Here is a 21,975-nt window from a genome sequence, read left to right as displayed (position 1 = left end):
GATGGACAAGATCGCTCTTTCCTACGGCCGTGGCCATCTCGACATCACGCTTCCGCCGGGCGCCCGGCCCACGGTGATCCGCAAGCAGCAACTGCCGAAACTCGCCGATGGCAAGGCAGCGGTGATCAAGGCGCTGCACCATCCGGTTAATTCCAAGCCTCTTTCTGACCTTGCGAAGAACCGCCAAAGCGCCTGCATCCTGATCTGCGACATCACTCGACCGGTGCCGAACCGGCTGTTTCTGCGCCCGATGATCGAGACGATGATCGCGTCAGGCATTCCGCAGGAGAAGATTTCGGTGCTGGTCGCCACCGGCCTACACCGGCCGAACCTCGGCGACGAGCTGGCCGAACTGGTCGGCGATCCCTGGGTGCTCGAAAATGTCCGCGTCGAAAACCACTATGCCAGGGACGAGGACGCCCATATCGATTTCGGCTTCACCAAGACGCGAAACACGCCGGTCAAGCTCGACCGGCTGTTTGCCGAAGCCGATCTCAGGATCGCCACCGGCCTCGTCGAGCCGCATTTCATGGCCGGCTGGTCTGGCGGGCGAAAGGTCATTGCTCCCGGCGTTGCCCATCACGAAACGATCCGGACGTTCCACTCGGCACGCTTCATGGAAGATCCGCTGGCCGTCCAATGCAATCTCATCGGCAATCCACTGCACGAGGAGCAGCTGGAAATCGTCCGCATGCTCGGTGAGGTCTATGCGCTGAATACCGTGCTGGATGAGGATCGCGATCTCGTCTGCGTCACCTTCGGCGAGATCATCGCCAGCCATCAGGCGGCGGTCGATTTCGTCAGCGGCGCGACGCAGATCCCTCTTGCCCGGAAATTCTCCACCGTCATTACCTCCTCGGCCGGCTATCCACTCGACAAGACCTACTACCAGACCATCAAGGGCATGGTGACGCCGCTCGATATCCTCAAGCCCGGCGGCACGCTTATTATCGCCTCCGAATGTTCGGAAGGCTTCGGCTCACCGGAATTCCGCGAGGCGCAGGCAAGACTGGTCGAGCTCGGACCAGAACGTTTCCTGGCGACGCTGACGGCAAAGAGCCTGGCCGAAATTGACGAATGGCAGACGGAGATGCAGCTGAAGCCGATGCGGCTCGGCAGCGTCGAGCTCTATACGACCGGGCTGTCGGGCGACGACTGGACGCTGACAGGCGTCGGCATGATTGGCGATATCCAGGCGGCCATCGCCCGCAGCATTAGTGCCAGCGGCGACGCCGATGTCGCCATCATCCCGGAGGGGCCTTATGTCGTGCCTCGATATGCGGCGTGAGCGGTTAGCGATGAAGGTTGGCGTCGCGCAACTCTTCGAAGCGCGCGGTGCTCTTCGACAGGTGATTGCGCAGCGCCTTGCGGGCGGCGGCTTCGTTGCCGTCGCGGATCGCGGCGAAAATCGCATGGTGCTCCTTGCGCATCCGCTCGGCATGCTGCTCGCGCCCGGCCGCCGTCATCTTGTCGAGCCGGGCCCACTGGCGCGGCACCATCGCATTGCCGAACGTGTCGAACAGCCGTCCGTAATAGGAATTCTGCGTCGCAACGAGGATCGAGCGATGGAAGGCAAAGTCTTCCTCGGCGCCATAGCCGCCTTCGGCTATCGCCCGGTCCAGCGCATCGAGCCGGTCCTGCATGCGGACGATATCCTCCGGCGTGCGCCGGAGCGCCGCGAGACCGGCAGCCTCATATTCGATGCCGAGGCGCAATTCGAGAACCCGCAGCACCTCGTCGATCGATTCCAGATCGTTGGGGATGATCGAAAAGGAACGCGGCGTCGGATCGTTGGAAACGAAGGCGCCGAGCCCCTGGCGGGTCGTAATCAAGCCTTTCGCACGCAACGTCGCAAGCGCCTCGCGCACGATCGTGCGGCTGACCCCCGTCGCTTCCATGATCGCCTGCTCGGTCGGCAGCCGCTGGCCGGGCTTCAGATCGCCGGATTCGATCTGGGCGATCAGGCTGTCGGCCAGCCCGCTGCGCAGATTCGGCGTCTGCGGAATGGTGTTGAAAACGGCGTTGTCCCTGTCCTTCATGCTGTCGCGACGTCCATTCTCGCCGTCAGGCGGCGGCCGGGGAATAATGCCGTTGCTACCGCATACCAGCACAAAAAGCAAAAGCCCGCCTGGCGGGGATAACCATAACGAACGGGGAGGAAAGAATGAAAGAGAAAATCGGCTTCATCGGTCTCGGTGCAATGGGATCAGGCATGGCGGCCAATCTGCTGTCGAAAGGCTGGCCACTGACCGTCATGGCCCACAGAAAGCGCGAGGCCGTCGAGCAGCTGAAGGCGCAGGGCGCCAGCGAAGCGGCGACGCCCAAGGCACTGGCGCTGGCATCGGATGTGGTGGTGCTCTGCGTCACCGGTTCCGAGGAAGTTCAGCAACTCCTGTCCGGTCCAGATGGCCTGCTCGCCTCCGGAAAGCGGATGCTTTTGATCGACTGCTCGACCTCAAACCCCGCCGTGACGATCAAGCTCGCTGCCGAACTTTCGGAGCAGGGTATCACGCTCGTCGACGCTCCCCTGGCCCGCACGCCAAAGGAAGCGGCCGAAGGCAAGCTGGATGTGATGGCCGGTGGCTCTGCCGATGGCATTGCCCGCGCCCGGCCGATCCTCGAAGCCTTCGCCGCTCGCATCATCGAGACCGGTCCGGCGGGTACCGGGCATACGATGAAGCTGCTCAACAACTTCGTGTCGATGGGCTACTCGGCGATCTATTCGGAAGCATTGATGATTGCCGCGAAGGCCGGCCTGACCCCTCAGGTGTTCGACAGCGTGCTGCGCGGCAGCCGCATGGATTGCGGTTTCTACCAGGCCTTCTTCGAGTTCGTGCTGAACCGCAACGAAAACGCTCAGCGCTTCGCCATGGCCAATGCGCTGAAGGACATGTCCTATCTCGCCTCGCTGGCCCAGGCGCTGCAGGCGGTCAATCCGGTCGGCGCTGCCGTTCGCAACAGCTTTGCGACGGCGGTTGCCGCAGGGCGCGGCCAATCCTTCGTACCGGCCCTCTCGGATGTTATCGCGGCGGCAAATGGTGTCTCGCTGACCGAAGCGGCGGACGGAAAATAGGACGGATGACCGTGCTCGAGATTCACCTCGATCCCGTCGGCGGCATTGCAGGCGACATGTTCGTGGCAGCCCTGCTCGATCTCAGGCCGGACCTGAATGCCGGCTTGCAGGCGGCGCTGAAACTCTGCCCGCTGATCGAAAACGTCGCGTGCGAACTCGTGGCGCATCACGACGGCGTGCTGACCGGCAGCCGCTTCAAGGTGTATCATGCCGAGCACGGGGCGGATCACCCGCATGATCACCATCATCACCATGACCATCACGGCCACCACCACCATGATCACGGCCATGCGGAGCACGATCACAGCCATGCAGGGCATCACCATCATGTCGCCTGGCGGGACATCCGCGATGCGCTGAGCCGTTCGGCACTCGACGGAGAAACCATCCGTCACGCGACCGGTATCTTCGAAAAGCTGGCGGAAGCCGAAGCCAAAGTCCACGGCACGACGCCCGAAGACGTCGCCTTTCACGAGGTCGGCGCGTGGGATTCGATCGCCGACATCGTCTCTGCCGCCTGGCTGATAACGCAGCTCGGCGCAGTGCATTGGAGCGTTGGTCCGGTCCCGCTCGGAAGCGGCCGGGTGAAGACCGCGCATGGGCTGCTCCCGGTTCCGGCGCCGGCGACCGTTCACCTGCTGAAGGATTTCGATGTCATCGATGACGGGATCGGCGGCGAGCGCGTCACGCCGACGGGTGCCGCCATCCTTGCCTATCTCTGCGGGACAAGGACTGCACCCGGCCGAAGGGTGCTGAAGGCATCAAGCCACGGCTTCGGCACCAAGCGGCTCCCCGGCCTCAGCAACTGCCTGCGGCTCCTGGCTTTCGAGCGCCGCGACGAGGTATTAGCCTTCAACGGCACGGTGGCGGTGCTCGAATGCGAGATCGACGACCAGACCGGGGAAGATATCGCCCAGGCGGTGGACCGGCTGCGTGACCGGCCGGATGTGCGCGACGTCGTCCAGATGCCGGTCTTCGGCAAGAAGGGCCGGATGATGACCCATCTCCGGGTGCTTGCCGACCCATCGAAAAGCAGGGATGTCGCCGCCGCCATGCTCGACGAAACGACAACCATCGGCGTGCGCGCCACGACGGCTGAGCGGATGACGCTGAGCCGCGAGCAGGAAACGGTCGAGCACGCAGGAAAGATCTACGCCTTCAAGCTCGTCGACCGCCCCTCGGGCCGCACCGCCAAGCTCGAAGCCGACAGCCTGACATCGACCCCGGGGGCGGCAGCGCGCGGCAGCCTGAGGAACCTTCTGGAGGGGCTGTTGAAACAGAAAAGAGGAGACCTGTTGTGAGAAAGGCTCTGGAGGAATGTCTCGCCTCGCTCGGCGACGTCTCGATCGCGGTCAGCGGCGGCATCGACTCGCTGACGCTGGCGGTCATTGCGACCCGGCTTCTCGGACCGGCGCGCGTCAACATCATGCACGCGGTCTCGGCTGCCGTCCCCGCAGAAGCCACCGAGCGCGTCAGGATGCTGGCGGGAAGCGAAGGCTTCGACCTCGAGATCATCGACGCCGGCGAATTCTCCGATCCGGATTATCTCCGGAACCCCGTCAACCGCTGCTTCTTCTGCAAGGGCAATCTCTACGGCGCCATCGCCGCCCGGTCGAGCCGTCAATTGCTGTCCGGAACCAATCTCGACGATCTCGGCGAGTACCGTCCGGGGCTTGAAGCAGCCAAGAATTTCTCCGTCCGCCATCCCTTCGTCGAGGCCGGTATCGGCAAGCAGGCTTTGCGCCAGCTGGCCCGTGATGCGGGCCTTGGTGCGCTGTCGGAACTGCCGGCCTCCCCCTGCCTCTCCAGCCGGATCGAAACCACGATCGCCATCGAGCCGGAAATGCTGGAGGCCGTGCACCGGATCGAGACGTTCCTGACCGAGACGCTCAGACCTCAAACCGTCCGCTGCCGCATCAGGCGCAGCGGCATCGCCATCGAGCTTGATCGCGATGCGCTGGCACTGGCAACGGCAATGAACGACGTCGGCAACGACCTGCGCGGCATGCTGCCCGGCGCCTACAGGAACGGTCCGCTGACCTTCGAGCCCTACCGCAACGGCAGCGCTTTCGTCGGTGCCAGGCCATGACCGGCGATGCCGTCTTCGATTTCGCCCGGGCCGAGCGCATCGGCCTCAGCGAAGCCGTGTTTTGCGCCGGCAAGATGCCGCAGCAGATTGCCGCGATCCTTCGAAGCGCCAGCGAGCGGGATGCCGGTCTGCTGCTCACGCGCCTCGACGACCAGAAATTCGCGGCGCTCCCGAGTGAATTGAAGCCCGCCACGGACTGGTGCCCGCTGTCGCAAACCGCATTCTTCGGCCCGGTGTCGCCAGTATCCTCGACCGGAAACGTCGTGATCGTCGCAGCCGGAACCTCGGACGCACCGGCCGCCCGGGAAGCCGAGCGGACCCTTCGCCACGCAGGTGTCGAGGCATCCGTTATCATCGATGTCGGGGTCGCCGGGCTCTGGAGACTGATGGACAGGATCGAGGAGATCCGCCGCTTTCCCGTCGTCATCGCAGTCGCGGGCATGGACGCGGCGCTCGCAAGCGTTCTCGGCGGCCTCTACAGCGGCAGCCTGATCTGCGTGCCGACCTCGGTCGGCTACGGCGCGGCCGAAGAGGGCCGCACGGCACTCAACGCCATGCTGGCCAGCTGCGCGCCGGGGCTGCTCGTCACCAATATCGACAACGGTTATGGCGCGGCCTGTGCGGCGCTGCGCATGCTTGGTGTCATGAAACTTCGCTGAGGAGGAGCCGCAGTGCGGCTCCTCGACGTTTTCTCAGGCAGCGTCGACAGTCAGCTGCGTCTGCTCGCCGAGACCATCGATACCAAGCTTGATCGTCTGCCCGGCCTTCAGGAACAGCGGCGGCTTCATGCCGAGGCCGACGCCCGGCGGCGTGCCCGTCGAGATGATATCGCCCGGCTGCAGGCTCATGAACTGCGAGATGTAGTGAACGAGGAAGGAGACGCCGAAGATCATCGTCTTCGTCGAGCCGTTCTGGCGCATCGTGCCATCGACCGACAGCCACATCTTCAGGTCCTGCGGATCGGCGATCTCGTCGCGCGTCACCATCCAGGGGCCGATCGGGCCAAAGCTGTCGGCCGATTTGCCCTTTGTCCACTGCCCGCCGCGCTCGGCCTGGAATTCACGCTCCGAAACGTCGTTGATCAGGCAGTAGCCGGCTACATGCTTCATCGCGTCGGTTTCCGAAACATAGCGGGCCTCGTCGCCGATGACGATGCCGAGCTCGACTTCCCAGTCGGTCTTCTTCGACTTCCGCGGGATGATGACGTTGTCGTTCGGGCCGGTAATGGCGCTGGTGGCCTTCATGAACAGGATCGGTTCTTCGGGAATTGCCGCACCGGTCTCGGCAGCGTGGTCTGCATAGTTCAGGCCGACGCAGATGAACTTGCCGGTGCGCGAGACGCAGGGGCCATACCGGCCGGGCTCGGCAACGACGGGCAGGCTCTCGACGTCGATCGCGGCGATCTTCGCCAGACCCGCAGCCGTCAGGCTGTCACCTGATATGTCGCCGACATGACCGCTGAGGTCGCGGACTTTGCCGTTCCTGTCGAGAATGCCGGGCTTTTCGGCGCCGCGCTCACCGTATCTCAGAAGCTTCATATCGATTGTCCGTTTTTCAGATGTGTCTTCAGGCGTTCGCCCAGCCGCCATCGATGACGATGGCGTTGCCGGTCATGAAGGCCGATTCCTTGCTGGCGAGGTAGACGACGAGGTCGGCCACTTCCTCGGGCGTGCCGAGGCGTCCCATCGGCTGGCGGGCGATGAAGCCGGCGCGCGCCTGATCGTAATCGCCGAGGGCCCGCATGCGGTCCTGCAGCGACGGGCTTTCGACGGTGCCGGGGCAGATCGCGTTGGCGCGGATACCCTGTCCGACATAATCGAGCGCCACCGATTTCGTAAGGCCGATCACCGCAGCCTTGGTGGTGCCGTAGATGAAGCGGTTCGGCGCGGCGATGACCGTCGAGGCGACCGATGCCATGTTGACGATCGAGCCGCCGCCGCGGGCGATCATGCCCGGCAGGAAGGCGCGGATCATCCGGTACATGGCGCGGATGTTCAGGTTGACGGAAAAATCGAAGGCATCCTCGTCGCAATCGAGGATCGAGCCGTGATGCACGAAACCGGCGCAGTTGAAGAGGATGTCCGGCGCATCGATCTCGTTGGCGAAGGCGCTGATCGCCGCCGGGTTCAGCACATCGAGCTTGTGCGCGGTGACGCCCGCCTGATCGCGCAGCGTATCGAGCTTTGCGGCGTCGATATCTGTGGCGCAGACGCGCGCGCCTTCACGCAGGAAGGCGAGCACCGTGGCGCGCCCCATCCCCTGCCCGGCTGCCGTCACGACAGCGGTTTTTCCCTCAAGTCTTCCAGTCATGTCATGTCCTCAACAGATTATTCGGGTTGTTCTCCGGCCAGCCCGACGCGGTTTGCGGCACCATGGAGGTGCGCCCGCATGGCATCACGGGCTTCGTCGCCGTCGCCCGCTTCGATGGCATCGAGAATGCGTTGATGCTCACCGAGCGTCACGGCCGCCAGATCTTCGGAGCGCTGCTGGTTGCCGGAGGCCAGAATGCTTTCGCGCACCCGCTCGGAAACGAACATCAGGAACTGGACCATGTAGAGATTGCCCGTCGCGGCAGCGACGGTCTTGTGGAATTCGAGATCTGTCTTCAGCCACATGACGCTGCCGTAGGGCGCATCACGCATCGTCACCAGCGCATCCTTCATCGCCGTCAGGTCGTCGCTGGTCCGGCGCTTGGCGGCAAGGGCCGCCGCCTCGACTTCGAGAATGCCGCGCAGTTCGAACAGCGACTGGAAGGCCGCAGCCTGCTGCAGGGCTTCGTAATCGATGGTCAGCGTCGTGGCATTCGGCTGGTCGGCGACGAAGGCCCCGCGGCCCTGCTGCGACCAGATCCGGCCCTCGGACCGCAGCCGCGCGATCGCCTCGCGCACGACGTTGCGGCTGACACCGAATGTCTGCGCCAGCTGCTGTTCGGTCGGCAACTGATCACCCGGCCTCAAACGCCCCTGGGCGATTTCGCGCGAGATCGAACTTGCGACCAGCGTCGACAGATGCGGGCCCCGATTGACCTTGTCGAGTTTCAGCGTCATTCCCTACCCCCTGCCATGCCATCTGCACTTGCCAATATCCGCCCCTCGCTCAAGAGATGCCGCGGGTCGAATGCATCCTTGATCCGGCGCGAGAGCTCCAGCGTCAAGGGGTCGGCACGTTTCAGGAAGGCATCCTGCTTGACGCGGCCGATACCGTGCTCGGCGCTGATCGAGCCGCCATGCTTGTCGACGACATCGAAGATCACCTCTTCCGTGGCATGAAACAGCCCATCGAACTGATCATCAGGCATGCCGACAGGCGGAACGATATTCAGGTGGATATTGCCGTCGCCGACATGACCGTAGGTGACTGCGATTGCCTCGGGATGCGTCTGCGACAGCGCCTCCAGCGTGTCGCCGACGAAGGCGGCCAGGCTTGAGATCGAGACCGAGACATCGGTCCTCAGATATCGTCCGCCGCGGCCCTGCGCCTCGACCATCATCTCGCGCAGCAGCCAGAGCCGGTCTCCCTGCGCCTTGCTGCTGGCGATGACGCCATCGAGTACCAGATCGGAGGCATCGCCGAGAAACCCTTCGAGCAGGGCGCGAAGATCGACACGTCCGGCTGCCGAAGCCTCGATCAGCACATAGACGGGATAGGCCTCGCTCAAGGGATCGGGAAGATCGTCCCGAGCGTTGATGGCAATCTCGATGCCGCCGCGCAGGATAAGCTCGAATGCCGTCAGCAGGTCGCTGCACTGGCGGCGCGCCCGCGCGTAAAGCTGCATGGCATCATCCACGGAGGCCAGCCCGACCAGCGCGGTTTCCACCTGTTCCGGCTTCGGAAACACCTTGAGCGCCACGGCGGTGACGATGCCGAGCGTGCCTTCGCTGCCGATGAAAAGCTGTTTCAGGTCATAGCCGCGGTTGTCCTTGCGCAGCGTGCGCAGGCCGTTCCATATCCGGCCGTCGGCAAGCACGACCTCGAGGCCGAGCACCAGGTCGCGGGTCATGCCGTAGCGCAGCACGTTGAAACCGCCGGCATTGGTCGAAACGTTGCCGCCGATCCGGCAGGTGCCCTGCGCCCCGAAGGTGATCGGCAGAATACAGTCGGCCGCTTCGGCGTGGCGCTTGGCATCTTCGAGAATGCAGCCGGCCTCGACGACCATGGCGAAATCGATCGGATTGACGGAGCGGACCTTGTTCATCCGCTCCAGTGAAACGACGACCTCGCCGCCTGGATAGCTTGGCACTGCCGCGCCAACGAGCCCGGTCAGCCCACCCTGCGGAACGACATGGATCTTCTCTTCATGGCAAAACGCCATCAGGCGGCTGAGCCCAGCGGCCGAACGCGGCCGCGCCACGGCCAGCGGCCGGCCGTAATGCTCTCCGGACCAATCGCGGCTGTAGCGCTCCAGCGCCTCGCCTTCCGTCAGGAGCAGGTCTGCCGGCATAGCGGCAGAGAGGGCGGCGAGCGCTCTTTCCTGGAGGGGCGGAAGGGCATTCATTCGGTTGCTCCGGTTAAGCGGGAAAACATCTGGACAACTGGGTCACTTACATGGTTATCATACAACACTGGTTTCGAACATCAAGTGCGGCGATCTTTTCCAATGCTCGCCTTTCGCTAAAAACCAGTGTAAAAACGATAACTTGCAGGAGGATCCGTACTATGACCGCAGCGTCCGGCCAATTTCGAAATATGCACGTCATGATCCGTGTGTTCGACCTCGATAGGTCGATCAAGTTCTACACGGAACTGCTCGGCATGAAGCTTCTTCGCAAGGATGACTATCCGGGCGGAAAGTTCACCAATGCCTTCGTCGGCTATGGTCCCGAGGAGACCGATACCGTCATCGAGCTGACCTACAACTGGGGCCGCGAAGAACCCTACGAACTCGGCACCGGCTTCGGCCATCTGGCACTCGGCGTCAACGACATCTATGCCGTCTGCGCCGCGCTTGAGAAGCAGGGCGCCAAGATCCCGCGCCCGCCGGGCCCGATGCTGCACGGCACCACGCATATCGCCTTCATCGAGGATCCCGACGGTTACAAGATCGAGCTGATCGGCCTCGACACGATGTAAGTCCCGCTTCGTTTTCCGGAGGCCGCGCTGCAGAGCGCGGCCTTTTTTGTTTGCCGGTAGCGTCTCCGCACGGCCCATCATTTGATGATCGCAATCTTGCTGCGGTCGATGGTAATGGCGACGGCGAGGATCAGCACCGAGCCGAAGACGACGTTTTCGGCAAAGATGTTGATGCCGATGAAGGTCATGCCGATGCGCACGATCGAGATGATCAGCGCGCCGACGGCCGTGCGGGCAACGCCACCGAGACCGCCGGTGATCGCCGTGCCGCCGACGATGACGGCAGCGATTGCCGGCAGCAGCAGCTGATTGGCCAGATTGGGCGAGCCGCTCGACAGACGCGCAGCCAGGATCACGCCGGCAATCGCCGCCAGCATGCCGGAGATTGCGAAGGCGACGATCTTGGTCCGCTCGACATTGATACCGGCAGCGATCGCCGCAGGTTCACCGGCACCGATCGCCAGGCTGTGGCGGCCGAAGCGCGTATATCTGAGACCGAAGAATGCCAGGATGCCGATGATCGCGGCAATCCAGATGACCGTCGGCAGGCCCGCAAAGTTGTCGTTGATCCAGGCAGTGTTCAGACGGCCGGCTTCCTCGATGGTGATCGCCCGCCCGGCCGCTGCCCACAATGCGATACCGGCGACGACACCGCCGGTCGCCAGCGTCGCCACGAAGGACGGCACCTTTAGGCGGACATGGACGTAGCCGCTCAGCGCGCCGAAGACGAGGCCCGACAAGATTGCCACCGGAAAGGCGAGCATGCCGATCTGTGGCAGAAGCTGTGCCAGGATGACACTCGACAGTGACGCCACCGACTGGATCGACAGGTCGATGCCGCCGATCAGGATGACGAAGGTCACACCGGCAGCGAGAATGAAGAGCACTGCCGTGTTCGACAGCAACAGGATCAGCGTATCGCCGGTCAGGAATCCGGGGGCCGCGACCTCGATGACGAGGACCAGCACGACGAGAAGTGCGGGCGGAATGGCGCCCTGCATCCAGCCTGCGGCGAGAAGGGATTTCATATCCTTGAAACGTTCCATCATCGCCTCCTCACACCATCGCCCGGACAAGATCGACCTGATCCGGCTTGTTTCCGGGCGCCGCATCGAAATGCGCGGTGACGGCGCCATCGCGCATCACCAGCACCCGATGCGACAGGCCAATCGTTTCCTCCAGCGTGTCGGAGATCAAAAGGATCGCGACACCCTGCGAGGACAGGTCGCGCACCAGTTCATAGACTTCCTCCTTGGCGCCAACATCGAGGCCGCGCGTCGGGTGATCGAGGATCAGGATCCGCGAACCCGCCGTCATCCAGCGCGCCAGAACCACCTTCTGCTGGTTGCCGCCGGAGAGTTTCCGGCAGGCGATATCAGGCCCCGGCGCCTTGATGCGCAGCCGCTTGATCCAGTCGGCGGCGAGCCGCCGCTCGCGGCGATAATCGATTGCGCCGTTGCGCATCACCGAGGAGAGGTCGGCGAGCGTGATGTTTTCGGCGATCGACAGGAACATCACCAGCCCCTCGACGCGGCGCTCGCGCGGGATATAGCCGATGCTCTTGCGAACCGCCTGTTCCGGCGTGCGGAACTGCACCGCCTCGCCGTTGATCTTCAAGGTTCCGCCGGTATGGGTCATGAAGCCGCCGATCGTGCGAGTCACTTCCTCGCGGCCGGAGCCGACAACGCCGGCAATACCGACGATCTCGCCGGCATGGATCTGCAGGTCGACATCGTGAAACGCGCCATCGATCGCCAGTCTGCTGGCATCGACGACGATCTCGCTCTTCGGCGGCAGCTGCTTGTCTTCCTTGTAGTAGGTCGACTGCAGGCCGCGCCCGACCATGATCTCGTGCAGTTCGGGTCCGGTGACATCGGCAGCCCGATGCTCGGCCACCACCTGCCCGTCCTTCATCGTGTAGACACGGTCGGAAATGCGCAGCACCTCGTCCAGCCGGTGCGAGACGAAGACGAAGCTTGCACGCGATTTCAGCGAGCGCACGCGCTTGAACAGCACGTCGATATCGCTGCCGCTCAGAACCGAGGTCGGCTCGTCGAGCAGGATGACCAGCGGGCGCGAGACGGTCTCTTCCAGCGTCAGGGCCTTGGCGAGTTCGACCATCTGGCGCGCCGCAAATGTCAGTTCAGAGGTGCGCGCGGTCACGTCGATATCGACGCCGATCTTGTCGAGCTGGCGCTTTGCCGCTGCCCGCATCGCTTTCCAGTCGACGATGCCGAAGCGGACGAACTGGCTTTCCTGGCCGAGATAGATGTTCTCGGCAACGGAGATGTTGAGCAGCAGCGACTGCTCCTGGAACACCATGCCGATGCCGTTGGCGGCGCCGTCGCGCGCATTACGCAGCTTCAGCGGCTGGCCGTCGAGCATCAGCGTGCCGCTGTCAGGCTGATGGGTGCCAGCAAGGATGCGCATCAATGTCGATTTGCCGGCACCGTTTTCGCCGATGAGGCCGACGACCTCGTTCGGCCGGATTTCGAGCGAGACGTTCTTCAATGCATGAACGCCGGCGAAGGATTTGCTGATATCGTTGGCTGAAAACATGGCGGTCACTTCACGATCTGGAGGCGCAGGCGGTCGAGCGACAGCGCGACGGCAGCGATGATCATCAGGCCCTGAACGGTCTGCTGCACATAGGGCGAGACGCCGAGCAGGATCATGCCGTTGCTGAGAACGGTGACGATCAGGACGCCAACCAGCGTATTGATGACGCCGCCTTCACCGCCGGTCAGCGCCGTACCGCCGACCACCACGGCAGTCACCGCCGCAAACAATCGGCCATCGGCGATGACGGCATCGGAGCGGCCGAGCTGGGCCGCGGCAAGAACACCGGCAATGCCGAAGAAGAAGCCCGCCAGCCCGAACGCCATGATGCGGACGCGGCGGAGATTGATGCCCGACAGTTCGGCGACATCCTCGCCCCCGCCGATCGCCATGATATGGCGGCCGAGACGGGTATAGTATTGAACGGTGCAGGCAATCAGGAATGCGGCGAGCGCCACCCAGACGGCGAAAGGCAATCCGAGAAAGCGGGCAAGCGCCAGATCGCGGATCGACGGATCCATCAGGCGCACGGCGGAACCACCGAGCATATAGACGGAGATGCCGAGCCCGATGAACCAGACACCGAGCGTCGCCATGAAGGACGGGATTCGGAGATAGGTCTGGATGATGCCGGTCGTCAGGCCCATGACGGTGCTGGCGGCGATGGCCGCGATGACGGCAAGCCAGCCGTAGGCATTGGCATTGGCATCATTGGTGGCGAGCAGCACGGTCACCATGGCCGCAACCGAAAGCGAGCCCTCGACCGAGAGGTCGATACTGCCGAGCAGGATGATGAAGGTCAGGCCCATGGCGAGCGTCAGCGGAACCGCGGCGGAATTGGCAACGCGCACCAGGTTGCGAGGCTCGATGAAATTGGGATTGGCGATGGTAATCAGAATGCAGAGCGCGATCAGCACCAGCGCCGGAGCGTAGGCGCGCAAGCGCTTGAGGTTCGGCCCGCTGAACAGGCGGCTTCCAACAGTCGGCATGGCACCTGCCTGTTCGCTTTTTGTCATAGTCTTGATGTTTTCGGCATTGATGGTCAACAGACGGCACCTCACTGCGTCATGCGGAGGAGCTGGCAGGCGCCGTAGCGCCCGCCAGCGACGAGGCAGCCTCGGGAGGAGCCGATGCTGCGGGAGAGACGGTACCCGCTAGGTGCGGATGGCGCCTGTCACACGACCCCAAAGGTCGTTCCAGTCCAGCGTCGGATGCGAGTCGATGTTGGTCTTGTAATATTCCTCGACATTGTCCTTCGCGATCAGCACGGCCTTGCCGTAGAACTCGCGATGGTCAGCCGGCTCCTTGGCCGGGTCGAACTTTTTCTGGAGTGCTGCGAGGCCGATGGCGAGGCCCATGCCGCCCTGCCAGAACGGATCCGAGGTGACCGTGCAGGCAAATTCGCCCTTGCGCACCGCGTCAACCGCAGCCTTGATGCCGTCAACGCCGACTACGGGAACCTTGCCAGCGAGGTTTTCGGCGCGCAGCGCTTCGAGAGCGCCGGTGCCCATGTCGTCGTTGGCGGCCCAGATGCCCTTCACGTCATCGCCGAAGCGCGTGAGCAGGTTGCTCGTCAGGTCATAGGCTTCCGACGACTTCCAGTTGGCGACCTGGAAATCCAGGAGCTTGATGTTGGTGTTGGCAGCCAGCGCGTCTTCCAGACCCTTCTTGCGCTCGATCGCCGCCGTGTTGGAAATCTGTCCGCCAAGCGCGATGATGCCGCCGGAGCCGCCGATCGTCTTGAAGAGGATTTCGGCAATCTGCTTGCCGCTGGAGATGCCGTCGAATTCGATATGCGAGACGTAGTTCGGATTGAAATCCTTCGGATGAAGGTCCGCCGGCTTGTTCCACTGCGTCACGACATAGGCACCCGCCTTGGCGCAGGCTTCGACGATCGGGCGCGCATCCGGCGTATCGTTCGGGTCGGAGTTCAGCACCATGTTGCCGCCGGTCTTGGCGAGCATCGCCTTGATGTCGGCAATACCCTTTTCGCTGTTGCCTTCGGAAACCAGCGTGACGTGGTCGAGGCCGATCGCGGAGGCGAAGGCCTCGGCACCCGTCTTCCAGACGGCATGATAGGGGTTGGAAAGAGAGCGGATGGACGTGACAAGCGTCGGCTTGTCAGCGGCGAAGAGCTGCCGTGGCAGGGCGGCGACCGTCGCACCCGCTGCGACCGTCGCCAGAAACGATCTGCGGTTCATGCTGCCGAAACGCGAATTCATCTTATCGTTCATTCGAAAACCTCCCGTTGAATGACGAAGATAGCGATGCCGTCCTTATTTCCCCGGCACCTCCATCTGAAGCGACGTCGTCATAACATTTGTACGACAACCCTTCAAGACGATAACCGTACCCTTTCTCTTGACGAGGGGCAAGAGACTTGAGATTGTGATCGCGAATTGATGCCGGGACAACGAGGAGCGACCGGTTTCATCTGGATTTTACGGAGGAAAGAATGCCCGATTACATCATCGTCGGGGGCGGCTCGGCGGGATGCGTGCTTGCTGCGCGCCTGAGTGAGGATCCGGACGTATCCGTGACCCTGCTGGAGGCCGGCCCGCGCGACAGCAATATGTATATCCATCTGCCCGTCGGCTTCTTCAAGATGACGGCCGGTCCGCTCATATGGGGCTATGAAACGGTCGCAGGGCGCGAGATCGCCGGACGCAAGATGGTCTATCCGCAGGCGCGCGTGCTCGGCGGCGGCAGCTCGATCAATGCCCAGGTCTTCACCCGCGGCTGCCCCGAGGATTACGACGGCTGGCGCGACCTCGAGGGTTGCACGGGTTGGGGCTACGACGATGTCCGGCCCTATTTCCGCAAGTCCGAAGGCAACGACACGTTCGGCGGCGCCCATCACGGCACCGAGGGACCGCTCGGCGTCAGCTCGCAGACGCCGCATGCCCTCACGCGGGTTTTCGTCCGCGCCGCGCAGGAAGCGGGTCTCCCCTTCAATCCCGACTTCAATGGTGGATCGCAGGCCGGAGCCGGCTTCTACCAGACGACGACCCGCAATGGGCGCCGCAGCAGCACGGCCGTCGGCTACCTGAAACCCGCAGCGCACCGCAAGAACCTGACGGTCCGCACCGATACGGCCGTCAACCGCATCGTCATTGAGAACGGCTGCGCCGTCGGCATCGAGATCATCGAGAACGGCCGCCCGGTGCTGCTGCGTGCCGAGCGCGAGGTCATCCTGACATCAGGCGCCATCGGCTCCCCGAAGATGCTGATGCTCTCCGGCCTCGGCCCTGCAGACGAATTGCGGGCGCTCGATATCGACGTCGTCAGGGACCTGCCGCAAGTGGGCAAGAACCTGCAGGACCATATGGATGTCGATGTTCTCGCCGAGCTCACCGGATCACACGGCATCGACCGCTACAAGAAGCGGCATTGGCAGGTGGCGGCAGGCATCGAATATGCGCTGTTCGGCAAGGGGCCGGTCGCATCCAACATCGTCGAAGGCGGTGGCTTCTGGTGGGGCGACCGCACCGAGGCGACGCCGGATCTGCAATTCCACTTCCTGCCCGGCGCCGGTGTCGAGGAAGGCATCGGCGGCGTACCCGGCGGCAATGGCTGCACGCTCAATTCCTATCACGTCCGGCCGCGCTCGCGTGGGACGGTAACGCTGCGCTCCAAGGACCCGGCCGTTCCACCTGAGATCGACCCCAACGCCTTTGCAGAGCCTTACGATCTGGAACGCGCCGTCGATGGCATCAAGATCTGCCAGGAAATCCTTTCGCAACCGGCCTTCCGGCCCTTCGTCAAACGGCTGCATCTGCCCGACGGTAATATCCGCACGCAGGAGGAATACCGCCAGTTCGCCCGTCAATACGGCCGTTCCGCCTATCATCCCGTCGGCACCTGCCGCATGGGTGGCGGCGAAGACGCCGTCGTCGATCCGGACCTCAAGGTGCGCGGCATCGATCGCCTCAGGGTCTGCGACAGCTCGGTGATGCCGCGGCTGATTTCTTCGAACACCAACGCGGCCACAGTGATGATCGCCGAAAAGGCAGCCGATATTCTCAAGGGAGTCTTGCAACGGCGGCCACAGCACGATTACGCATGACGATCCTTTCCAGCGCAGATCATTCCATGACCCATTCCATCCCGTCTCCCCGCGAATTCCTGGCCTCGCTCTTCCACGCCGCCGTCAAGGCCGCCGATCCCCTGACGGGGATTGCGGCGCACCTGCCGGAAAAGCCGAAGGGCAAGACCGTCGTCATCGGCGCCGGCAAAGGGGCGGCGCAGATGGCGCGGGCATTGGAAAGCCTTTGGGATGGACCGCTCGAAGGCGTCGTCGTCACCCGCTACGGCTATGGCTGCGAGACCGAACATGTCGAGATCATCGAGGCCTCGCATCCCGTGCCGGATGCTGCGGGTCTCGCCGCATCGAAGCGGCTGATCGAGACGGTGAAGGATCTCTCCGCCGACGATCTCGTGATCGCTCTTGTCTGCGGCGGCGGCTCGGCGCTGTTGCCCTCTCCACCGCAGGGACTGACGCTCGAAGACGAGATTGCGCTCAACGAGATGCTTCTTGCCTCGGGCGCGCCGATCTCGGCGATGAATGTCGTGCGCAAGCATCTGTCGACCATCAAGGGCGGACGGCTGGCGGCAGCGACCAGGGCCCGCGTCGTCAGCCTCATCGTCTCCGACATTCCCGGCGACAATCCTGCCCATGTCGCATCCGGCCCGACGGTGCCCGATCACTCGACCCGTCAGGAGGCGCTGGAGATCATTACCCAGTACGGCCTCAAACTGCCGCAGGCGGCGATCGATCATCTCAATTCGGCGGCAGCCGACGCGCCGCTCCCGGATGATCCGGCCTTTGTCCGCAACAGCCACCATATCGTCGCCTCGGCCGGCGTTTCGCTGGAGGCCGCTGCCGCATTGGCGCGGGCAGGAGGCATCGAGGCGGCGATCCTCTCGGATGCGATCGAGGGTGAATCCCGCGATGTGGCGCAGGTCCACGCGGCCATCGCCAGGGAAGTGCTCGGCCGCAACCGGCCGTTCGCCAAACCCGTCGTCATCCTTTCCGGCGGTGAAACGACAGTGACGCTGCGCGCCAAGGGCGGCAAAGGGGGGCGTAACGGCGAGTTCGCGCTGGCAGCAGCCCTTGCCCTCGACGGGCACGACATCCATCTGATCGCAGCCGACACGGATGGCATCGACGGCTCGGAAAACAATGCCGGAGCCTTTGCAGATGGTGCGACGGTGAAGCGGCTGCGCGCAGCCGGTCTCGATCCGCGCCGCGTTCTCGATGCCAATGACAGCTATACCGGCTTCAAGGCGACCGGCGACGTCTTCGAAACGGGCCCGACCGGCACGAATGTCAACGATTTCAGGGCGATCCTGATCCTCTAGCCGGAACCGATCATGCAACACCTGCTCTTCATCGGCACGCTCAACCAGCCGACCTCCTATTTCGAAGGTGCCAATGGCGATGGGCTTTCGGTTCATCTCTTCGACGACGAGACGCTGACTGCCGAGCGGCTGGCAACGGCGCCGCAGATCGTCAATCCAACCTTCCTCTCGCCATCAGCAGACGGCAGTCTCGTCTATGCGAATTCGGAGATCGAAGGCTGGTACGAGGGCCTCGTCACCGCGCTTGCGTTCGACAGGCAGGCCGGGCGCCTCCGCCATCTGAACATGCAGCCGTCGCTCGGCGCTACGACGGCACATAACGCAATCTCGCATGACGGCAGGCACCTCTTTGCCGTCAACTATGCGATGGGAGAAGGTGGTCCGGATCAGGCGCTTGTCGCCTTTGAGCGCCGGGCCGACGGCTCGCTGGCGCCGGGCAAGATCAGTGTGGCGCAATCCGGAACCGGCCCGAACCCCGCCCGCCAGGAACGTAGCCATCCGCACAGCCTCACCGAGATCGCCCCGAACCTGATCTTGGTTGCCGATCTCGGCACGGATCGGCTGACGATCTACGCTCTCGAAGGGGACCGGTTCGAGAAGGTGAGCGAGACCGCGGCAAGGCCTGGTGCAGGACCGCGCCACGTTGCGCTCCATCCGTCCGGCCGCTTCGTCTTCGTCATCAACGAGCTTGATTCCACGGTGGCGAGCTATCGCTTCGATGCCTCCCGCCGGATGCTGCATGAGATCGAGATCCACTCGACGCTGCCGCCGCAGACCACGGGCACCAACTATGCGTCGGACCTGCAGATCTCGCCGGACGGCCGGTTTCTCTACGGCGCCAATCGTGGCCACGACAGCGTCGCGGTCTTCGAGGTCGACGCAGAGACCGGCAGGCTTTCGCCGAAGGGTCAAACTCCCTGCGGCGGCCGCACGCCGCGCAACCTGGCAATCGCCCCGCAGGGCGGTCACCTTCTTTGCGCCAATCAGGACAGCGACGTCGTGACCATTTTCACCCGTGACCGGGAGACCGGAACGCTCCGCGACAGCGGCAAGACGATCCGCATCGGCACGCCGATGTGCCTTCGCTTCGCCAAGGCCTGATGCCAGCGCTCAGTGCTTGAGGATCTGGCTGAGGAACAGCTTGGTCCGCTCATGCTGCGGATTGGTGAAGAAGTCGTGAGGCTTTCCCTCCTCGACGATCTGGCCCGAATTCATGAAAATCACACGGTCTGCAACGGCCCGGGCAAAGCCCATTTCGTGGGTGACGCAGACCATCGTCATGCCGTCCTTGGCAAGACCGGTCATCGTTTCCAGGACTTCCGAGACCATCTCCGGATCGAGCGCCGAAGTCGGCTCATCGAAGAGCATCACGGCGGGCTCCATGCAGAGCGAGCGGGCAATGGCGACGCGCTGCTGCTGGCCGCCGGAAAGCTGGATCGGATATTTGTTGGCTTGTTCCGGAATGCGCACGCGCTCGAGAAAACGCAGCGCCGTCTTCTTCGCTTCCGCCGCCGGCACGCCCTTGATCCACATCGGCCCGACCATGCAGTTCATCAGCACCGTCATATGCGGGAAGAGATTGAAGTGCTGGAACACCATGCCGACATTCTTGCGGACGTCGCCGACGTTGCGCATCTTGTTGTGCAGGGTGATGCCGTTGACCGTGATATCCCCTTCCTGATGCGCTTCGAGCCGATTGAAGCAGCGGATCAGCGTCGATTTTCCCGATCCCGAAGGACCGCAGACGACGATGCGCTCGCCCTTGGTGACGGTGAGGTTGATATCCTTCAGCACCTGGAAGGCGCCGTACCACTTGGACACGTTATTCGCTTCGATGATCTTGTCGCCGTTCATCGGACTTTGCTCCTGGCGTAGTGACGCTCGATGCGGGATTGGATGAGCTCCAGGCAGATCGACATGATCCAGTAGAGCATGGCGGCGGAGATCAGCATCTCCATGTGCTGGAAGGTCTTCTGCCCCAACGTGCGGGCAAGGAACATCAGTTCCCAGACACCGATGACCGAGACCAACGAACTGTCCTTCAGCATCGAGATGAACTGGTTGCCGGTCGGCGGAATGATGACAGGCAAGGCCTGCGGCAAGATAATCTTGCGCATCGTGACACCGAAGCCGAAGCCGATCGAGCGCGAGGCTTCCCATTGACCGCGGTCGATGCTCTGGATGCCCGACCGGAAGATTTCCGTCATATAGGCGCCGTAGCAGAGCGACAGCGCCAGGATACCGGCCGGAACCGCGTCGATGACGAAGCCGAGCTGCGGCAGGCCGAGATAGATCAGATAGACCTGCATCAACAGCGGCAGGCCGCGGAAGAACGAGGTGTAGAAGCTGGCGATCGCATAGGCAAAGCCATTGGTCGACAGCTTGGCGACGGCACCCAGAATGGCGATGGCCGAAGCGATGATGATCGAGATGGCCGACACATAGATCGTCGTTACCAGACCCTGCGTGATCATGAAGGGCAGTTTCTCGGCAATGAACGGCAGGCTGAGATGAAAGGTCGCGAAGAAGGCCAGGAACAGAGCGAGCAGTTCCAGCCAGACGATGGCGATCTGCACCCTCAGCGGCGCAAAACCGATCAGCACGACATTGAGCACGAACATGACGGCGATGACGAAGGCAATCGCAAAACGGCCGTAGAGGCCGCTGGATGCGGGATCGCCGATGACAGGGCGCATCAATTCGCCCATCGCGGTGCCGCTCATGTTGAACATCAGAAAGAACGCCAGCACGGCGGCAAACAGTGTCGCCACGAACCACGGCTTATGGACGAGTACTTCGGACTCGACGGTATCGGGATAAAGCATCTCTTGTCCCTTGCGGCAAATCGACGGTCCGGAGGTCCGGACCGTCTGGTTCTGGCGGCGGTTACTTTACGACCGTATAATCCACGCCGTACCACTTTACCGAAAGCTTGCTCAGCGTACCGTCGGCCTGCATGCCCTTGACGGCCTCGGCGATCTTGTCGTTGAACTCCTTGTCGCCATGTTCGATGGCAATGGCGAGCGGCTCGTAGAATACCGGGTCGCCGATCTGCTTGATCGGATAGCCGGCCTTGACCGCGTCGAGAATGCTCGGCAGCGAGGAGACGACGGCATCGAGACGCGTGCCATCACCGAGACGCAGGTCGTCGAAAGCCGTGGTCGAGTTGGCGTAGGACTTCACGTCCTTCGGCTTGAACTCGTATTTGAAGGGAGGCGCGCCGGCAGCGTCGAGCGTCAGGTCGCCCTTGGCATAGGCCTCAAAAGTCGAGGTCGCCGTGGTGCCGACGACCTTGCCGTCGAGATCGGAAAGCTTGGTCGCGTTGCTGTCCTTGTGAACGGCAACGGCGGCAGGGGTGTAATAATAGACGGCCGGGAAATCGAAGATTTCGGCGCGCTTCTTGGTCGGCGTCATGGAGCCGACATGCATGTCCCAGCGGCCCGCCCAGTTGCCGGCGGTGATGATGTCCCAGCCCGGAGTGACGAATTCGACCTTCACGCCAAGACGCTTGCCGATGTCCTTGGCAACGTCGATGTCGAAGCCATCGAGTTCGTTCTTCTCGTTCATGAAGGACTGCGGCGCCCAGTTGGCGTCGGTCGCGACCTTCAGGTCCTTGGCGGCCAGCACGCGGTCGAGCACGGCACCGGCATTCGCCGGCACGGCAGCCAGCGCGACGGCGAGCGACGCGGCAGCGGCGGTCATCTTTGTCAGTCTGTTCATGCGATGGTTCCCTTTATTGTCATTCTTGGTTTTTGGCCCGGGCTCATTCCCGTACCGTCATGCGATCTTGAAGTCGAAGAGACCTTTTCGTCTTCCGGCGATC

General features: G+C 63.1%; 21 protein-coding genes. 9 read left to right on the top strand and 12 right to left on the bottom strand.

The genetic code is table 11. The features are described 5' to 3' along the window. Window position 1: 1 nt before the first annotated feature. On the top strand, window positions 2-1,288 hold the full coding sequence (locus AC1DNK_RS13255) for a nickel-dependent lactate racemase family protein (RefSeq protein ID WP_477941522.1): 1,287 nt from the start codon (window positions 2-4) through the stop codon (window positions 1,286-1,288). A gap of 4 nt (window positions 1,289-1,292) precedes the next feature. Here AC1DNK_RS13255 and AC1DNK_RS13250 read toward each other — a convergent pair whose 3' ends face one another. After that, complete coding sequence (locus tag AC1DNK_RS13250) at window positions 1,293-2,039, bottom strand: FadR/GntR family transcriptional regulator (protein ID WP_112388735.1); 747 nt, start codon at window positions 2,037-2,039, stop codon at window positions 1,293-1,295. Window positions 2,040-2,143: 104 nt separating this feature from the next. Between AC1DNK_RS13250 and AC1DNK_RS13245 the strand changes: the two genes are divergently transcribed. From AC1DNK_RS13245 to larB, 4 genes are read left to right on the top strand one after another with little or no spacing between them, the layout of a single operon-like run. Then, entirely contained in the window at window positions 2,144-3,073 is a 930-nt protein-coding gene (locus AC1DNK_RS13245; RefSeq protein ID WP_477941805.1) for an NAD(P)-dependent oxidoreductase, read from the top strand. An 11-nt stretch (window positions 3,074-3,084) separates the two neighbouring features. Next, the gene (larC, locus tag AC1DNK_RS13240) at window positions 3,085-4,374 is read left to right on the top strand and encodes a nickel pincer cofactor biosynthesis protein LarC (RefSeq protein ID WP_477941803.1); all 1,290 of its coding nucleotides are present in this window, start codon (window positions 3,085-3,087) and stop codon (window positions 4,372-4,374) included. Further along, on the top strand, window positions 4,371-5,162 hold the full coding sequence (gene larE / locus AC1DNK_RS13235; RefSeq protein WP_477941520.1) for an ATP-dependent sacrificial sulfur transferase LarE: 792 nt from the start codon (window positions 4,371-4,373) through the stop codon (window positions 5,160-5,162). Before larC ends, larE begins: the two co-directional genes overlap by 4 nt. Then, window positions 5,159-5,821 (top strand): nickel pincer cofactor biosynthesis protein LarB, encoded by a 663-nt coding sequence (gene larB, locus AC1DNK_RS13230; protein ID WP_477941518.1) that lies wholly within the window; start codon window positions 5,159-5,161, stop codon window positions 5,819-5,821. The genes larE and larB overlap by 4 nt, the downstream gene beginning before the upstream one ends. Window positions 5,822-5,854: 33 nt before the next feature. Here the strand turns inward: larB and AC1DNK_RS13225 are convergent, their stop codons facing one another. The 4 genes from AC1DNK_RS13225 to AC1DNK_RS13210 are packed head-to-tail and all read right to left on the bottom strand — an operon-like array spanning window position 5,855 to window position 9,657. Continuing rightward, on the bottom strand, window positions 5,855-6,700 hold the full coding sequence (locus AC1DNK_RS13225; protein WP_477941517.1) for a fumarylacetoacetate hydrolase family protein: 846 nt from the start codon (window positions 6,698-6,700) through the stop codon (window positions 5,855-5,857). Window positions 6,701-6,728: 28 nt separating this feature from the next. Next, on the bottom strand, window positions 6,729-7,472 hold the full coding sequence (locus AC1DNK_RS13220) for an SDR family oxidoreductase (RefSeq protein ID WP_477941515.1): 744 nt from the start codon (window positions 7,470-7,472) through the stop codon (window positions 6,729-6,731). A gap of 17 nt (window positions 7,473-7,489) precedes the next feature. Next, window positions 7,490-8,209 carry a FadR/GntR family transcriptional regulator gene (locus AC1DNK_RS13215; RefSeq protein WP_477941513.1) on the bottom strand — a complete coding sequence of 240 codons (720 nt, stop codon included), beginning with the start codon at window positions 8,207-8,209 and terminating at the stop codon, window positions 7,490-7,492. Next, entirely contained in the window at window positions 8,206-9,657 is a 1,452-nt protein-coding gene (locus tag AC1DNK_RS13210; protein WP_477941511.1) for an FAD-binding oxidoreductase, read from the bottom strand. Before AC1DNK_RS13210 ends, AC1DNK_RS13215 begins: the two co-directional genes overlap by 4 nt. 161 nt (window positions 9,658-9,818) lie before the next feature. Here AC1DNK_RS13210 and gloA point away from each other — a divergent pair, with 161 nt between their 5' ends. Next, entirely contained in the window at window positions 9,819-10,232 is a 414-nt protein-coding gene (gloA, locus tag AC1DNK_RS13205; protein WP_003592575.1) for a lactoylglutathione lyase, read from the top strand. A gap of 77 nt (window positions 10,233-10,309) precedes the next feature. Here the strand turns inward: gloA and AC1DNK_RS13200 are convergent, their stop codons facing one another. From AC1DNK_RS13200 to AC1DNK_RS13185, 4 genes are all read right to left on the bottom strand, one after another. Continuing rightward, complete coding sequence (locus AC1DNK_RS13200) at window positions 10,310-11,278, bottom strand: ABC transporter permease (RefSeq protein ID WP_112389041.1); 969 nt, start codon at window positions 11,276-11,278, stop codon at window positions 10,310-10,312. Between the two features lie 10 nt (window positions 11,279-11,288). After that, window positions 11,289-12,791, bottom strand: a complete 1,503-nt coding sequence (locus tag AC1DNK_RS13195; RefSeq protein WP_112514462.1) for a sugar ABC transporter ATP-binding protein — start codon at window positions 12,789-12,791, stop codon at window positions 11,289-11,291. 5 nt (window positions 12,792-12,796) lie between these two features. Further along, a complete protein-coding gene (locus AC1DNK_RS13190) occupies window positions 12,797-13,837 on the bottom strand; it encodes an ABC transporter permease (protein WP_003592569.1) in 1,041 nt (346 codons plus the stop codon). Window positions 13,838-13,945: 108 nt separating this feature from the next. Further along, entirely contained in the window at window positions 13,946-15,025 is a 1,080-nt protein-coding gene (locus AC1DNK_RS13185; protein WP_112388744.1) for a sugar ABC transporter substrate-binding protein, read from the bottom strand. Window positions 15,026-15,246: 221 nt separating this feature from the next. Here AC1DNK_RS13185 and AC1DNK_RS13180 point away from each other — a divergent pair, with 221 nt between their 5' ends. From AC1DNK_RS13180 to AC1DNK_RS13170, 3 genes are read left to right on the top strand one after another with little or no spacing between them, the layout of a single operon-like run. Next, window positions 15,247-16,857: a GMC family oxidoreductase gene (locus AC1DNK_RS13180; protein WP_477941509.1), complete on the top strand. Its 1,611-nt coding sequence runs from the start codon at window positions 15,247-15,249 to the stop codon at window positions 16,855-16,857. 26 nt (window positions 16,858-16,883) lie between these two features. Further along, a complete protein-coding gene (locus AC1DNK_RS13175; RefSeq protein ID WP_477941506.1) occupies window positions 16,884-18,152 on the top strand; it encodes a glycerate kinase type-2 family protein in 1,269 nt (422 codons plus the stop codon). A gap of 12 nt (window positions 18,153-18,164) precedes the next feature. Further along, on the top strand, window positions 18,165-19,253 hold the full coding sequence (locus AC1DNK_RS13170) for a lactonase family protein (RefSeq protein ID WP_477941504.1): 1,089 nt from the start codon (window positions 18,165-18,167) through the stop codon (window positions 19,251-19,253). 9 nt (window positions 19,254-19,262) lie between these two features. On the opposite strand, the gene AC1DNK_RS13165 is transcribed toward AC1DNK_RS13170, so the two are convergent. The 3 genes from AC1DNK_RS13165 to AC1DNK_RS13155 all read right to left on the bottom strand — a co-directional run bounded on the left by AC1DNK_RS13165 (window position 19,263) and on the right by AC1DNK_RS13155 (window position 21,872). Beyond that, on the bottom strand, window positions 19,263-20,006 hold the full coding sequence (locus tag AC1DNK_RS13165; RefSeq protein WP_477941503.1) for an amino acid ABC transporter ATP-binding protein: 744 nt from the start codon (window positions 20,004-20,006) through the stop codon (window positions 19,263-19,265). Beyond that, window positions 20,003-20,977, bottom strand: coding sequence for an amino acid ABC transporter permease (locus AC1DNK_RS13160; RefSeq protein ID WP_477941500.1), 975 nt, complete (start codon window positions 20,975-20,977; stop codon window positions 20,003-20,005). The genes AC1DNK_RS13165 and AC1DNK_RS13160 overlap by 4 nt, the downstream gene beginning before the upstream one ends. A 61-nt stretch (window positions 20,978-21,038) precedes the next feature. Continuing rightward, window positions 21,039-21,872: a transporter substrate-binding domain-containing protein gene (locus tag AC1DNK_RS13155; RefSeq protein WP_477941499.1), complete on the bottom strand. Its 834-nt coding sequence runs from the start codon at window positions 21,870-21,872 to the stop codon at window positions 21,039-21,041. Between the last annotated feature and the right edge of the window lie 103 nt (window positions 21,873-21,975).

The organism is Rhizobium sp. 01N424, assembly GCF_056399485.1.
This window is presented reverse-complemented; position numbering and strand designations above follow the sequence as displayed.